A 13,653-nucleotide genomic window follows, 5' to 3' on the forward strand; every position below is an offset into this window, starting at 1 on the left:
CATGGCACGCGGCAAGCTCCGGATCTATCTCGGTGCGGCGCCCGGTGTCGGCAAGACCTACGCGATGTTGGGCGAAGGGCAGCGTCGGCGCGGGCGCGGCAGCGACGTCGTGGTCGGTTTCGTGGAATGCCACGGGCGGCCCTCCACCGAGGAGGCACTGGAAGGTCTGGAGGTCGTTCCCCGACGGGAGATGACCCACCGAGGCGGCTCGTTCACCGAGATGGACGTGGACGCGGTCATCGCGCGGCGACCCAGGATCGCCCTCGTGGACGAACTGGCGCACACCAACGTGCCCGGTTCGCGCAACGACAAGCGCTGGCAGGACATCGAGGAGATCCTCGACGCCGGCATCGACGTGATCTCCACGGTCAACGTGCAGCACCTCGAATCGCTCAACGACGTGGTCGAGTCGATCACCGGCGTTCCGCAGCGCGAGACCGTGCCGGACGAGGTGGCCCGCCGGGCCGACCAGATCGAACTCGTCGACATGGCGCCGGAGGCGCTGCGCCGGCGGATGGCGCACGGCAACGTGTACGCGCCGGAGAAGGTCGACGCGGCGCTGTCCAACTACTTCCGGGTCGGCAACCTGACCGCGCTGCGCGAACTCGCGCTGCTGTGGACCGCGGACCGGGTGGACGAATACCTCCAGCAGTACCGCAGCGAGCACCAGATCGACGCGACCTGGCCGGCGCGGGAGCGGATCGTGGTCGGCCTCACCGGCGGCCCGGAGGGCGAAACGCTCCTGCGTCGGGCCGCGCGGATCGCCACCCGAGGCTCCGGCGGCGAGTTGCTCGCGGTGTACGTCTCGCGCAGCGACGGCCTCACCGGTGCCTCGCCCGAGGCGCTGGCCAGGCAGCGCGCGCTGGTCGAATCGCTCGGCGGCACCTTCCACTCGGTGGTCGGCGAGAACGTGCCCACCGCGCTGCTGTCCTTCGCGCGCGGGGTGAACGCGACGCAGATAGTGCTGGGCAGCAGTCGGCGCAAGCCCTGGCAGTACCTGTTCGGCCCGGGCGTGGGCGCCACGGTCGCCGCGCAGTCCGGCGACATCGACACGCACATCGTCACGCACGAGCACGCGGGCGTGGGGCGGGTGCTGCGCCCGCTGCGCTCGCCGCTGGGACGCCGGCGGCGGATCGCGTCGTGGGCGGTGGCGGTGATCGGTCCGGCCGCGCTCACCTACACGCTGGACGCGACACGTGACAGCCACGGCCTGTCCACCGAGATGTTGCTGTTCCTGACGGTCACCGTCGTGGTCGCGCTGATCGGCGGGCTGTGGGCGTCGATGTTGACGGCCGTGGTGTCCTCGATACTGCTCAACTACTACTTCACGCCGCCGCTGCACAACCTGACCATCGACGACCCGGAGAACATGCTCGCGCTGGGCATCTTCGTGCTGGTCGCGCTGTCGGTGGCCTCGGTGGTGGACCTGGCGGCCAGACGCACCCATCAGGCGGCGCGAAGTCAGGCCGAGGCGCAGACGCTGAGCTTCCTGGCGGGCAGTGTGCTGCGCGGCGAGCAGGCGCTGCCGGCGCTGTTGGACCGGGTGCGCGAGACGTTCGCGATGGAGTCGGTGGCGCTGCTCCAGCGCGAGGAGCACCACAGCCCGTGGATGTGCGTGGGCAGTGTGGGGCCGCATCCGGCGGTCCGGCCCGAGGACGCGGACGTGGATGTACCGGTGTCCGACACGCTGGCGCTGGCGTTGTCGGGCCGGGTGTTGCCCGCCGAGGACCGTCGGGTGCTCGGCGCGTTCGCCGCGCAGGCCGCGGTGGTCCTGGAGCGGCGGCAGTTGGTCGCCGAGGCGGCCCAGGCGCGCCGGCTCAAGGAGGGCAACCGGATCCGCACCGCGCTGCTGGCGGCGGTCTCGCACGACCTGCGCACGCCGCTGGCCACGATCAAGGCCAGCGTGTCCAGCCTGCGGGCCGAGGACGTGAGCTGGTCGGAGGAGGACGAGGCCGAGCTGCTGGCGGCGATCGAGTTCGGCGCGGACCGGCTGGACACGCTGATCGGGAACCTGCTGGACATGAGCCGGCTGCAGACCGGGACGGTGACCCCGCTGATGGGCGACATCGGCCTGGACGAGGTGGTGCCGGGCGCCCTGGCCGGTGTCGCCGAGGACCGGGTGGCGCTGGACATCCCCGAGACGCTGCCCGCGGTGTGCGCGGACGCGGGCCTGCTGGAGCGGGTGCTGGCCAACGTGATCGAGAACGCGGTCAAGCACAACCCCGAGGGTCGTCGGGTGCACGTGTCGGCGGGAGCGCTCAAGGACCGGGTCGAGCTGCGGGTCGCCGATCGCGGCCCGGGTGTGCCGGACGAGTCCAAGGAGCGGATCTTCGAGCCGTTCCAACGCTTGGGCGACGCGCCGAAGGGCAATGGGGTGGGACTCGGCCTGGCCGTCGCGCGCGGCTTCGCCGAGGCCATGGACGGCACGTTGATGGCCGAGGACACCCCCGGCGGCGGGCTGACGATGGTGCTGGCCCTGCGGACGGCCGGATCGCCGGCCGCGGGCGCGGTCGAGGGGCGAACCCCTGTGGCCGAGGAACGAACCACTTTGGAGGAACAACGATGACACGGGTCCTGGTCGTCGACGACGAGCCACAGATCGTGCGGGCCCTGGCCATCAACCTCAAGGCTCGGGGCTACGACGTGGACACCGCGGGGGACGGTACGGCGGCGCTGACCGCCGCCGCCGACCGGCATCCGGACGTGGTGCTGCTGGACCTGGGCCTGCCGGACATCGACGGGGTCGAGGTGATCAAGGGACTGCGGGGCTGGACCCGGATCCCGATCATCGTGTTGTCCGCGCGACACGCGTCGGCGGAGAAGGTGGCCGCGCTGGACGCGGGCGCCGACGACTACGTGACCAAGCCGTTCGGCATGGACGAGTTGCTCGCGCGGCTGCGGGCGGCGGTGCGGCGTGCGGTGCCCGAGGAGGAGGCGCCGGTCGTGGTGACCGACTCGTTCACGGTGGACCTCGCGGCCAAGCGGGTCTCCCGGGACGGCGCCGACGTGCGGCTTACGCCGACCGAGTGGCATCTGCTGGAGGTGCTGGTCCGGCACGCGGGCCGGCTGGTCAGCCAGCGGGCGCTGTTGCAGGAGGTGTGGGGGCCGCAGTACGGGACGGAGACGAACTACCTGCGGGTCTACATGGCGCAGTTGCGGCGCAAGCTGGAACACGACCCTTCGCATCCGCGGCATCTGCTCACCGAGCCGGGGATGGGGTATCGGTTCGAGGGTTAGCGCGTCCGATGTGCCCGCGGGGGTCCGGTGCCGGTTCGGCCGAGCGGGTCGGGCCCTGTCGGCGGGTGATTTCGGGCAGCGGCGGGCCGTGGGTTAGGCGGTACCCTTGCCGGCATGAGTGGTAGCGCAGCCGGGGTGGAGCGTCGGTCCGGGCGATTGCGGCGAATGCTGGATCGGTGGACGTCGACCCATGAGGAATTGCACGCCGAGGAGCTGCTGCACGACACCCAGCGGCTCGGCTGTACCAAGATCGTGGACGTGGTCGAGCGGGATCTGATCACGGTCGGCGGCACGCTGCGGACGGTGACGTTTCGGCCGCGAGCGGGCGTGCCGGCGTTGGAGGCCGAGTTGTACGACGGCTCGGCCGCGTTGTCGGTGGTCTGGCTCGGTCGTCGGCGGATAGCCGGGATAGAGCCGGGGCGGCAGTTGGTCGCCCACGGGCGGGTGAGCACCACTCAGGGGCGGCCCGTCCTGTTCAACCCCAGGTACGAGCTGCGCCCCGTCGGCCGAGAGTGAACGAGTGACCGCCCACATGGAAAAGCCCGCTTCCGACGCGGCCGGCGAGCAGCCTGCCCCCACCGACAGCGCGGCCTCGATGATCGCCGCCTTCGGTGGCGTGCGCGGCATGATCGACATGACCGTGCCGGGGCTGGTCTTCGTGATCGCCTACACGATCAGCCGTTCCACCTGGACCTCGGCGATGACCGCCGGCGGCGTCGCGCTGGCGTTCGCCGTGGTGCGGATCGCGCGCCGCGAGACCCTGCAACACGCGCTCGGCGGCTTCCTGGGTGTCGCGGTGGCCGGCTGGATCGCGGTCAAGTCCGGCAAGGCGGAGAACTTCTACGCGTTCGGGATGCTGCTGTCCGGCGGCTACGCGCTCGCCTATCTGATCTCGCTTCTGGTGCGCTGGCCGATCATCGGCGTGGTGCTCGGCCCGGCACTGGGCGAGAACTTCACCTGGCGGCAGAACCCGGGCCGGTACGCGGCGTACCGCAAGGCCACGTGGGTCTGGTTCGTGATGTTCGTGTTGCGGATCGTGATCCAGATTCCGATCTACTGGACCGGCAACGTCACCGCGCTGGGCATCGCGAAGGTCGCGCTGGGCGTGCCGCCGTTCCTGGTGGTCTGTTACATCACCTGGCTGATCATGTCGAAGGCGCCGCCGCCGGTGCGGGTCGTCGACGCGGACGACGAAGAGGACGCGGACGACGCGGGCGGTGTCGGCGAGCGGTCCGCGGCGGGTGGCGGTGCGGTGGACGGCGGTGCGTCGGCGGTGGTCGAGCAGCGCGACGAGCGGCGGGAAGATCGCGTCGCGGATTGAGTGGTGCGGGTGCGGTTCGCGTTCGGGGCGGTTCCGGTGCGGTTCGGCCCCCGGTCCCGGGGCGGGCGCGGTCCCGGGGCGGGCGCGGACCGGGACTGGGGGCGGGCGCGGTCGTGGGTGCGGGCCGAGCGATGTGTGGCTGCGCCGTGGCGATCGAGTCCGTGTCCGCGGGCGGCGCGATCGGGCCCCGGTTTCGTGGGACGACCGATGATTCGAGCCGTGTGGCATGTGCCGTTCGCGGTCGTGAGTTGATCATCGGAGTGATCATTCAAGCCCCGCATCCCGGTCGATTCCGGAGAATTTGGGCCAGGTGCGGTCCAATCAGCTATTCCCGCATGATCCCGTAACTGTGCGATTAGCGTCCCCGTTAGACCTCCAGTGGACGAAGGAGGCGGGGACGGTGGCCGGAAACGGTGACCTCATCGCATTGGTAGCGGAAGCCGGTTTCTCCCGGCGCGAACTGGCCCGCTGGGTCAACACGGTCGCCGAACGGCGCGGCCTGCACCTCGGGTGCAGCCACACCTCGGTGGCCCGTTGGCTGGAAGGTGCCCAGCCGCGCTGGCCGATTCCCGAACTGTTGGCCGAGGCTCTCGGTCGACGGCTGGGATGCGAACTCACGGTCGCGGACCTCGGGCTGTGCGATCGGCGGCCACCGACCCCCGACCCCTTCGACGGGCTGAACGTCGCCCGGACCGCGGCCGAAGTCAGACACGCCGTGGCCGAATTGTCGGAGAGAGACATGAACCGCCGTACTTTCCTGGCCAACACGGCCTTCGGCGTGGGGGCGTTCGCCGCTCCCGCGTTGTTCTGGTCGACCGCGTCCCGGGCCGAGGGTGAGCCCGAGAGACTCACCTCGCACGGGCCCACCACCGTGCGCGACGCGGACGTACTACGCATTCACCAGACCGTCCTGGCCTTTCGTCGACTCGACCGCGCGCAAGGCGGCGGGGATCTGCGGGACACCGTGGTCAACCACCTCAACGGCGTCGCGCGCACCAAGCTGGCCGGCTCCTACGGCGAGGAGGTGGGCCGCCGGTTGTTCCGCGCGGTCGCCGAACTCACCGAACTGGCGGGCTGGTTGTCGTTCGATTCCGGCCGGCACGCGCTCGCCCAGCGCTACCACATCCAGGCGCTGCGGCTCGCGCAGGCGGCCGACGACCCGGCGTACGGGGCCTACGTGATGGCCAACATGGCCTGCCAGGCGGTGTACCTGGGGCACGGCTGGGAGGCGGTGCAACTGGCCCGGGCCGCCGATCAGGGGGCCGGCGACAAGCTGGGTCCGCGGGCGCGCGCGATCGTGGCCGCGATGGAGGCGCGCGGCTACGCGGCGCTGGGCGACCGGCGCGCGTGCGAGCGGGCGATGGGGGTCGCCGAGCGGCATCTGGACGCGGCCGGCCCGATCGAGGACGACCCGTCGTGGTGCAACTACTTCGACGAGTCGGAACTCCAGCACGAGTTCGCGCACAGCCACCGCGACTTGGGCCTGCCGGAGAAGATCCACGGCTTCGCGGGCGAGTCGATCAAACTGCGCCGGGCCGGCGCGTCCCGCCGGTGTGCGCAGGACACCACCTTCATGGCCGCGGCGCACCTGGCCCAAGGCGACCTGGACGCGGCGTGCCTCAAGGCCACCGACGCGTTGCGGATCGCGGGCAATCTGTCCTCCGCGCAGTGCAACGACTTCCTCGCGGACTTCCGCAGGCGGCTGCGCCCGTACGGCAGGGAGCCGATCGCGCGCGCCTTCAGCGAGGAGGCGGACCAGGTCATGGGTGACCTGGCCGCCGCCTGAGCCGTCGTTCGAAGGGCGCCGTCGGTCAGGCCGACAGCAGCTCCTCCAGTTCCTCTTCGCGGTGCGGCGCCGCGACGAACAGCAGTTCGTCGCCGGCCTCGAGCGAGTCGTCCTTGCCGGGTACCAGCACCCGGCCCTCGCGGATGATCGTCACCAGAGCCGTGTCCTCGGGCCACGCCACGTCACCGACGCGCGTGCCGACGAGGGCGGCGTCGCCCGGAAGGGTCAGCTCGACCAGGTTGGCGTCGCCCTGGCTGAACCGCATCAGGCGGACCAGGTCGCCGACGCTGACCGCCTCTTCGACCAGTGCCGACATCAGGCGCGGCGTGGACACCGCGACGTCCACACCCCACGCCTCGTTGAACAGCCACTCGTTCTTCGGGTTGTTCACCCGGGCGACCACGCGCGGGACGCCGTACTCGGTCTTGGCCAGCAGCGAGACGACCAGGTTGACCTTGTCGTCGCCGGTCGCGGCGATCACCACGTTGCAGCGCTGCAGCGCGGCCTCGTCGAGCGAGGAGATCTCGCACGCGTCGGCGAGCAGCCACTCGGCCTGCGGCACGCTGTCCACCTTGATGGCGTCCGGTGCCTTGTCGACGAGCAGGACCTCGTGGCCGTTCTCCAACAACTCGGCCGCGATCGAGCGACCCACCGCACCCGCGCCCGCGATTGCGACCCGCATCAGCTCTCCTCCGGCGCTTTCTCGAAGGCCGCCTCGACGGCGGCCACATCCGCCTGGTGCATGACCACGTGCACGAGGTCGCCCTCCTGGATCACGCTCTCGGAGGTCGGCAGGATGCCTTCGCCCAAACGGGTGATGAAGGCGACGCGCGCGCCCGACGCCTGTTCGAGCCGGGTGATCCGGTGGCCCACCCACGCCGAGCTCACGTGCACCTCGGCGAGCTGCACGCTCCCGGACGGGTCGCGCCACAGCGGTTCGGCGCCGCTGGGCAGCAGCCGGCGCAACATCTGGTCCGCGGTCCAGCGGACCGTGGCCACCGTCGGGATGCCCAAGCGTTCGTACACCTCGGCGCGCCGAGGGTCATAGATCCGCGCGGCCACGTTCTCCACGCCGAACGTCTCGCGGGCGACCCGCGCCGCGATGATGTTCGAGTTGTCACCACTGCTGACCGCCGCGAACGCGCCGGCCTCTTCTATACCGGCCTCGCGCAGGGTGTCCTGGTCGAAACCGATGCCCTTGATCCGGCGGCCGGAGAAGTGCGACCCCAGCCGGCGGAACGCGGAGGGATCGCGGTCGATGACCGCCACCGAATGCCCCAGTTCCTCGAGCGTCTGGGCCAGCGTGGATCCCACGCGCCCGCAGCCCATGATGACGATGTGCACGGCCGTCCTTCCGGATTTGGTCCGTTGTGCCCGGTCTGATGCTCGTTTGTGGTGTTACCAGGGTGGCAGACCTCGCCGAGACGTTACACGTGGGAGCCTTGCGGCATGCCCCCGGCCCGGCGAAAGTCGATGGGCTTACGATCACCTGCGTGTCAAGACTGACCGATCTGTCCAAACGCATCCTTGTCGGCCGAGCCCTGCGCAGCGACAAGCTGTCCGAGACGCTCCTGCCGAAGCGCATCGCGCTGCCCATTTTCGCCTCCGACGCACTGTCCTCCGTCGCCTACGCGCCGGACGAGATCCTGCTCACCCTTTCCATGGCGGGAATGGCGACCTACCACTTCTCGTGGAAGGTCGGTCTGGCCGTCGTCGTGGTCATGCTGACCGTCGTCGCCTCCTACCGCCAGAACGTGCACGCCTACCCCAGCGGTGGCGGTGACTACGAGGTCGCGAGCGTCAACCTGGGGCCCAACGCCGGCTTGACGGTCGGCAGCGCGCTGCTCGTCGACTACGTGCTGACGGTGGCGGTGTCGGTCTCCTCCGGGGTGGCGAACATGGCCTCCGCGGTGCCCGCACTGCAATCACACAAGGTGCTGTTGGCGGTCGGCCTGGTGCTGCTGCTGATGGCGATGAACCTGCGCGGCGTCCGCGAGTCGGGCAAGCTCTTCGCGGTTCCCACCTACGCGTTCATGGCCGCCATCCTGGGGATGACCCTGTTCGGCCTGATCCGCGGCGCCACCGGCGCGGACATGGAGGCCGAGAGCGCCGGGTTCCACATCGAGGCCGAGGACAGCTTCAGCGGTTTCGCGCTCGTGTTCCTGCTGCTGCGTACCTTCTCCTCCGGTTGTGCGGCGTTGACCGGTGTCGAGGCGATCAGCAACGGCGTACCGGCCTTCCGCAAGCCCAAGAGCAAGAACGCGGCCTCCACGCTGCTGCTGATGGGCACCATCTCGGTGACCATGCTGATGGGCATGCTGGCGCTGGCGAACATGACGAAGGTGCGGTTCGCGGAGGACCCGGCCAGTCAGATCCAGGGGGCGCCCGCCGACTACGAGCAGAAGACCGTGGTGGCCCAGGTCGCCGACGCGGTCTTCGGCGGCACGTTCGCGTCGCCGCTGTTCTACCTCGTGCTCGCGGTCACCGGTCTGATCCTGATCCTGGCCGCGAACACCGCGTTCAACGGCTTCCCGGTGCTCGGCTCGATCCTGGCCCAGGACCGCTACCTGCCCCGGCAACTGCACACGCGCGGCGACCGGCTCGCCTTCAGCAACGGCATCATCATGCTGGCCGCGTTCGCGATCGTGCTGATCATCGCCTTCGACGCCGAGCCCACCAAGCTGATCCAGCTCTACGTCGTCGGCGTCTTCGTGTCCTTCACGATGAGCCAGGCGGGCATGATCCGGCACTGGACCCGGCACCTGAAGACCGAGACCGACCCGGCCGCGCGCGGCCGGATGATGCGCAGCCGGGTGATCAACGCGTTCGGTCTGTTCATGACCGGCACGGTGCTGGTGATCGTGCTGGTGACCAAGTTCGCCCAGGGCGCCTGGATCGCGATTGCGGCGATGGGTGTGCTGTTCCTGCTGATGAAGCAGATCCGCCGGCACTACGACCGGGTCGCCGCCGAGCTCGCGGCGGTCGAGATCGACGACACCAAGCTGCCCTCGCGGGTGCACGCGATCGTGCTGGTGTCCAAGCTGCACAAGCCGTCGCTGCGGGCCCTGGCGTACGCGCGCTACTCGCGGCCCAACGTGGTCGAGGCGGTCACCGTCAACGTCGACCCGGCCGAGACCGAGGCGCTGCGGCGGGAGTGGGACGAGCGCGGGATAGAGGTGCCGCTCAAGGTGCTCGACTCGCCGTATCGCGAGATCACCCGACCGGTGATCGAGTACGTGAAGTCGGTGCGCCGGTCCAGCCCGCGCGACGTGGTGAACGTGTACATCCCCGAGTACGTGGTCGGGCGCTGGTACGAGCAGATCCTGCACAACCAGAGCGCGCTGCGGCTCAAGGGCCGACTGTTGTTCACGCCGGGGGTCATGGTGACCTCGGTGCCGTGGCAGTTGGAGTCGTCCGAGCGGCTCAAGGAGCCGAAGGCGTGGGTCGCGCCCGGGTCGGTACGGCGCGGACCGGCGCGCACGCCGCGTGCGGGGGATGGTCGGCGGGGGTCGGGCGGGACGGGCGGGTCGGGCAAGTCGGGCGGGTCGGGCGGGTCGGCGGGGCCGGGCGCGTCGGCGGGGGAGTCGGGGTCGGGGTCGGCTTCGGGCTCCTGAGTCGGTTCGTGTCGGTGGGTTGATCCGGGGCGTGGCTGTGGGTCATGACGTCGGGTCATGGCCTGGGGTCCATGACAGCGGGTCATGACGGTGGTTCATGACGGTGGGCGCGGGTTCTTCGGGTAGGGACTACCCTGGGACCGCGCCCACTGCCGTGAGGCGCTTTCTTTGTGTCGTCGTGTCGTCCCCGGGCGTCGCCGTCAGGCGCCGCCGGCCGAGGGATCACCGAACTCTTGTCGATGTCTGTGCGAGCTGAGCTGTATGAGGAGTGCCGTGCCTGTCGGATCGACCACCCCCGAATCGGACCAGTCCCTGCGGGGTGAGCGGTACGAGGTCGAGATCGGCCCGGTCGCTCACGGTGGGCACTGCGTGGCCCGCCACGAGGGCCGCGTCATCTTCGTCCGGCACGGTCTCCCGGGCGAGCGGGCCGTCGTGGAGATCACCGACGGTGGGCCCACGTCGCGCTTCCTGCGTGGTGATGTGGTCGAGGTGCTGGCGGCTTCGCCGGACCGGATCACGCCCGCGTGCCCGGTGGCCGGTCCCGGTATGTGCGGTGGCTGCGACTGGCAGCACGCCACGCCCGCCGCGCAGCGCCGGCTCAAGGCGGACGTGGTGGCCGAGCAGTTGCTGCGGCTGGGCAAGGTCGACGTCCACGTCGAGGTCGAAGGCGTGGACAGCCCGCCCGGGATGCCCGAGGGCCTCGGCTGGCGAACGCGCGTGCAGTTCACCGTCGACCCGGCGACCGGCCGCGCGGGGCTGCGCAAGCACCGCTCGCACGACGTGCAGCCGATCGACTCCTGCCCGATCGCGGCGCCCGGCGTCGAGGAACTGGGTATCGAGGCGCACGAGTGGCCCGGTGTGGCCTCGGTCGAGGCGGTCTCGGCGACCGGCTCGCTGGACCGCGCGGTCACCGTGGTGCCCGCCGAGGGCGCGGACGGGCGGATGCCGATCGTCGAGCTGAACCGCGCGGTGTCGGTGTTCCGGGCCGACGACAAGGGCCGGGTGCGCAAGGTGCACGGCCGACCGGCGGTGCGCGAGGTGGCCGCGGGACGGACCTGGAAGGTCTCGGCGGGCGGCTTCTGGCAGGTACACCCGGCCGCGGCGGACGTGCTCGTGCAGGCCGTCGTGGAAGGGCTGGAGCCGCGACCCGGCGACCTGGCACTCGACCTGTACTGCGGCGTCGGCCTGTTCGCGGGCGCGATCTCCGAGCGGCTCGCGGACAGCGACACGATCATCGGGATCGAGAGCTCCAAGCAGGCGGTCGAGGACGCGATCCACAACCTTCGGGACGTGCCGGGCGCGCGGTTCGAGACCGGCACGGTGGAGAAGGTGCTGAGCCGGCCGGGCTTCCTGCGTCGGGCCGACATCGTGGTGCTGGACCCGCCGCGCGCGGGGGCGGGCAAGGCGGTCGTCGAGCGGATCGCGCGGCTGACGCCGCGACGGGTCGCGTATGTGGCGTGCGACCCGGCTGCGCTGGCGCGCGATGTGGCGTACTTCGCGGGTGTCGGGTTCAAGCTGCGGTCGGTGCGGTCGTTCGATTTGTTCCCGAACACGCATCATGTGGAGTCGGTGGCGATTCTGGAGCCGGCGCCGCGTGCGGCGAAGCGGGACGGTGGGCGCGGGCGGCGGTGATCTGCCGCGGGTTGGTGGGTTGGGTGTGGGTGCAGGTGGTGGGTGTGGGTGTAGGCGTTGGTAGTAGGTAGATAGGTGTACGTGTAGGTGTTTGGTGCAGGGCCGTCCCGGCTTGGTCGGGGCGGCCCTTTCGTGTGTTCGGGTGTGGGGCTGGGTTGGGGTGGGCTGGGCCGGCGTGGGTCAGGCCGGTGCCGGTGGCTGGGGTGGTGGTGGGGTGGTCCACCAGTCTTCGGCAGGGTGGGTTGCGTAGCGGGTGCCGGGGCGGGTGCGGGGGGTTGGGGTGGTGGGGGTGCCGACTGGGGTGGGGGCGGTCACCCACGTGGGGGACGTGGGGATGGGGTGGGTGCCGCTGCGAGCGGTGCCGCCGACGAGGTCGGGGACGCGGTCGGAGTGTGCGGCGTCGTGTCTGGTCGCCGGGCCGTCGTTGTCGCCGCTGCCGTCGCCGCGTAGGTCGGGTGCGACCCGGATGCCCGTCACCGGGGCGACCGGGGCCGAGGGGGATGGCGCGGCGTGTTGGGGGCGTGAGTCGATTCCGGTTGGGCGTACCGGGCGGGGCTCGTGGGACAGCGGGCTGCCGACGATGGGCGGGGTCGGTGGGGCGGGTGGGCATGGAGGTGTGCAGGTGTGCGAGGGAGACGGGAGGGGTGGCGCGGACACGGGCACGGACGCGGGCGCGGGTGGGAGCGGTGGTGAGAGTGGGAGGTCGGCCGGTGGTGGGGGTGGCGTCGTGGCGGCCATGCAGGTGGCCAGTGGGGTGGTCGGGGGAGTCGGTGGAGATGGCGGGGGCGGTGGGGGTGGTGGAGGCGAAGGCGGAGGCGGAGGCGGTGTGGTCGTCGAGGTCGTCGTGGGCGGTGGGAGCGTTGTGGTCGGCGGGAGCGTCGAGGGGGTCTCGGGAGTCGGGGGTTCGGGAGGCTCGCACGAGGCCGTCGTCGTGGCGGGCGGTGGGGGTGAGGTCTCGTCCGGCATGGCGGTCGGGGTGGAGTCGGCTGCGGGGGTGGCGGGGTCGTTGGTGGCGGGGTCTTTGGTGGTCGGTTCGGGAGTAGCGACGTTGGGAGTAGTGGGATCGGTGGCGGCCGGGGCGGTGGCCGCTGCGCATGGGCGGGGCAAGGTCTGGTCGGTGATGTCGGTGGTCGTGGCCGGGCTCGATGGCGTGGGTTTCGGTGCGTCGATGGGGCTCGGTGGGTCGGGCAGGGCGCACAGGCGGTCACCGAGGTCGCGATACACGTCCTCCAGGCGCGTGGCGGCGGCTCGCGCCGCCGTCGGGTCGGTCGCGTGCTCTTGGGCCCGGGCCACGGCTTGTGCCGCCGCGCCGAGGTGCTCGTGCAGCGCGTTGCCCTGGGCGGCGAGTCGATCGGCGGTATCGGCCAGGGCGTGGCAGCGGGCGGTGAATCGCTCGGCGCCGCCGCCGGTCCAGATCCCCGCGCCGTGCCGGGCGGTCTCGGCGAGCGCGTCACGCAATTCGGCCAGCCGGGCGGCGGCCAGGCGCCAACCGTCGGCCGCGGCGCAGACCTCGCCGGGCCGGGCCGTGTGGATCGCCGTGTACGCGTCCACGGCGTCGGGGGCGGTCATCGCGTCGGGGACGGTCATCGCGGCGCCACCGTGCGCAGCAGCGTGCCGACCTCGGCCTCGGTGTCGGTGAACCGGTCGGCGGTGTGGCCGAGTTCGACCCGGGTCGTGGCCAATTCGGCGCGGATCTCGGTCAGGAGGTCCACCATCCGGGCCGAGGCTCGGCGGTGCCGCTCGCTCAGCTCGGCGGCGCCCGGGAGCGAGCCCAGGGCGTCGGTGCCCAGCGCGGTGTCGGCCGCGACCCGGGCGGGCTCGGCGAAGCAGCCGCGCGCGAGGTAGTCGGTACCGATGTTGTGCAAGCGCCGGACCAGACCGTGCAGTTCGCCGGTGTCGACGGTGTAGTCCGCTGTGCCGTCGCCGTCGGTGCGGGACATGCCACCACCCCCTGATGTGTGTTCGTGCCGTGTGCTCGATCGCCGGTCGACCTCGGGAGCGGCCGGCCGGAACGCGGTGCTCGGTCGGGAATCGATCGAGGCACCCTCCCGGGAAACGATCAG

The 13,653-nt window shown here is 71.2% G+C and carries 11 protein-coding genes; 7 read left to right on the top strand and 4 right to left on the bottom strand.

Translation table 11 applies throughout. From position 1 onward, the window contains the following. Position 1: 1 nt before the first annotated feature. The 5 genes from ACWCPW_RS31445 (at position 2) to ACWCPW_RS31465 (ending at position 6,344) form a co-directional block, all read left to right on the top strand. Entirely contained in the window at positions 2 to 2,566 is a 2,565-nt protein-coding gene (locus ACWCPW_RS31445) for a DUF4118 domain-containing protein (RefSeq protein ID WP_449764949.1), read from the top strand. Next, positions 2,563 to 3,237 (top strand): response regulator, encoded by a 675-nt coding sequence (locus ACWCPW_RS31450; protein WP_078974940.1) that lies wholly within the window; start codon positions 2,563 to 2,565, stop codon positions 3,235 to 3,237. The genes ACWCPW_RS31445 and ACWCPW_RS31450 overlap by 4 nt, the downstream gene beginning before the upstream one ends. 114 nt (positions 3,238 to 3,351) lie before the next feature. Then, positions 3,352 to 3,753, top strand: a complete 402-nt coding sequence (locus tag ACWCPW_RS31455) for an OB-fold nucleic acid binding domain-containing protein (RefSeq protein WP_395859852.1) — start codon at positions 3,352 to 3,354, stop codon at positions 3,751 to 3,753. 16 nt (positions 3,754 to 3,769) lie between these two features. After that, on the top strand, positions 3,770 to 4,558 hold the full coding sequence (locus tag ACWCPW_RS31460) for a DUF3159 domain-containing protein (protein WP_449764950.1): 789 nt from the start codon (positions 3,770 to 3,772) through the stop codon (positions 4,556 to 4,558). Between the two features lie 400 nt (positions 4,559 to 4,958). Then, entirely contained in the window at positions 4,959 to 6,344 is a 1,386-nt protein-coding gene (locus tag ACWCPW_RS31465; protein ID WP_449764951.1) for a hypothetical protein, read from the top strand. A gap of 25 nt (positions 6,345 to 6,369) precedes the next feature. Here ACWCPW_RS31465 and ACWCPW_RS31470 read toward each other — a convergent pair whose 3' ends face one another. Together ACWCPW_RS31470 and ACWCPW_RS31475 are read right to left on the bottom strand one after the other, a co-directional pair. Next, complete coding sequence (locus ACWCPW_RS31470) at positions 6,370 to 7,026, bottom strand: potassium channel family protein (RefSeq protein WP_078974936.1); 657 nt, start codon at positions 7,024 to 7,026, stop codon at positions 6,370 to 6,372. Beyond that, positions 7,026 to 7,688 carry an NAD-binding protein gene (locus ACWCPW_RS31475; protein ID WP_449764952.1) on the bottom strand — a complete coding sequence of 221 codons (663 nt, stop codon included), beginning with the start codon at positions 7,686 to 7,688 and terminating at the stop codon, positions 7,026 to 7,028. The genes ACWCPW_RS31470 and ACWCPW_RS31475 overlap by 1 nt, the downstream gene beginning before the upstream one ends. 149 nt (positions 7,689 to 7,837) lie before the next feature. Between ACWCPW_RS31475 and ACWCPW_RS31480 the strand changes: the two genes are divergently transcribed. After that, positions 7,838 to 9,958: an APC family permease gene (locus ACWCPW_RS31480; protein ID WP_449764953.1), complete on the top strand. Its 2,121-nt coding sequence runs from the start codon at positions 7,838 to 7,840 to the stop codon at positions 9,956 to 9,958. Positions 9,959 to 10,219: 261 nt separating this feature from the next. Next, positions 10,220 to 11,590 (top strand): class I SAM-dependent RNA methyltransferase, encoded by a 1,371-nt coding sequence (locus ACWCPW_RS31485; RefSeq protein ID WP_449764954.1) that lies wholly within the window; start codon positions 10,220 to 10,222, stop codon positions 11,588 to 11,590. Between the two features lie 180 nt (positions 11,591 to 11,770). Here ACWCPW_RS31485 and ACWCPW_RS31490 read toward each other — a convergent pair whose 3' ends face one another. Together ACWCPW_RS31490 and ACWCPW_RS31495 are read right to left on the bottom strand one after the other, a co-directional pair. Then, positions 11,771 to 13,177: a hypothetical protein gene (locus tag ACWCPW_RS31490; RefSeq protein ID WP_449764955.1), complete on the bottom strand. Its 1,407-nt coding sequence runs from the start codon at positions 13,175 to 13,177 to the stop codon at positions 11,771 to 11,773. Beyond that, positions 13,174 to 13,530, bottom strand: a complete 357-nt coding sequence (locus ACWCPW_RS31495; protein WP_449764956.1) for a hypothetical protein — start codon at positions 13,528 to 13,530, stop codon at positions 13,174 to 13,176. Before ACWCPW_RS31495 ends, ACWCPW_RS31490 begins: the two co-directional genes overlap by 4 nt. Positions 13,531 to 13,653: the final 123 nt, after the last annotated feature.

Source organism: Embleya sp. NPDC001921 (genome assembly GCF_053594475.1).

Excerpts from the sequence above, each read along its gene's own strand:
- ACWCPW_RS31460 (WP_449764950.1), top strand. The coding sequence starts at position 3,770 with ATGGAAAAGCCCGCTTCCGACGCGGCCGGCGAGCAGCCTGCCCCCACC.
- ACWCPW_RS31490 (WP_449764955.1), bottom strand. The coding sequence starts at position 13,177 with ATGACCGTCCCCGACGCGATGACCGCCCCCGACGCCGTGGACGCGTAC.
- ACWCPW_RS31470 (WP_078974936.1), bottom strand. The coding sequence starts at position 7,026 with ATGCGGGTCGCAATCGCGGGCGCGGGTGCGGTGGGTCGCTCGATCGCG.
- ACWCPW_RS31495 (WP_449764956.1), bottom strand. The coding sequence starts at position 13,530 with ATGTCCCGCACCGACGGCGACGGCACAGCGGACTACACCGTCGACACC.
- ACWCPW_RS31445 (WP_449764949.1), top strand. The coding sequence starts at position 2 with ATGGCACGCGGCAAGCTCCGGATCTATCTCGGTGCGGCGCCCGGTGTC.
- ACWCPW_RS31455 (WP_395859852.1), top strand. The coding sequence starts at position 3,352 with ATGAGTGGTAGCGCAGCCGGGGTGGAGCGTCGGTCCGGGCGATTGCGG.
- ACWCPW_RS31450 (WP_078974940.1), top strand. The coding sequence starts at position 2,563 with ATGACACGGGTCCTGGTCGTCGACGACGAGCCACAGATCGTGCGGGCC.
- ACWCPW_RS31485 (WP_449764954.1), top strand. The coding sequence starts at position 10,220 with ATGAGGAGTGCCGTGCCTGTCGGATCGACCACCCCCGAATCGGACCAG.